The sequence below is a fragment of the Vibrio sp. 03_296 genome (genome assembly GCF_002265885.1).
In genome coordinates this window covers 1-728 of record NZ_NPKW01001201.1, presented here as the reverse complement: position 1 = coordinate 728, position 728 = coordinate 1, and the positions used below count along the sequence as shown (strand labels likewise).

Sequence of the window (728 nt, the reverse complement as noted above, 5' to 3'; positions counted from 1 at the left end):
CTCCACTTTTCAGGAACTGATTTATCAGTGCCAGCACGCTGCCGTCTGTGACTCGTGTTCGGATACTCCTTAGGATAAGTTCGTGGTCGAGCTTATCGAAGCACTTTGACAAGTCCATATCCACGACATGCTGCATACCATAACGACGGATGAACATGGTGGCTTTGTTTATGGCGTCGTGACAACTTCGATTTGGGCGGTATCCAAAGCTTGATGGATGGAACTGCTCTTCGAAGATAGGGGTTAAGAGGTCGTTTAGGGTTTGTTGGACAACTCTGTCCCGAACTGTCGGGGATGCCAAGCAATCTCGCTCCACCGCCGTCTTTCGGGATTTCTACCCGTCTGACCGGCTGTGGTTGGTACTGCTTGGTTTTGAGCTCAGAGAGGAGTTGGTCAAGGTTATCACTCAGATTTGAGGCGAAGTCGCTCAGRCTCTGCCTATCTATTCCGGCCGCGCCTTTCGCTTTACACACCTTTTTAAATCCTCTGTATAGTCGCTCTTTACTGAGCAAGTGACCGTACAGGCTGTAATAAACTCTCAACGTCTTCCCTTGGGTTGTGTGCTGTGTGGGGACARGATGCTTTCTTCAGTGTCGGTTTGTTTCACTTTGCTGTTTAGCTTTCTAGCTCAATGGCAATTGACTAAAGTGAGCCAAAGTTACTCCGTGCACGGTTTCTCGTTGTTCGTCTTCTGCTTCCACAGGTGACCACGCCGGAATACCCCGATA

The 728-nt window shown here is 49.3% G+C and carries 1 pseudogene; it reads right to left on the bottom strand.

Features of this window, described 5'->3' with window-relative positions:
• A pseudogene (locus CIK04_RS35905) lies at window positions 1-542 on the bottom strand (reverse transcriptase domain-containing protein); the annotation flags it as partial.
• Window positions 543-728: the final 186 nt, after the last annotated feature.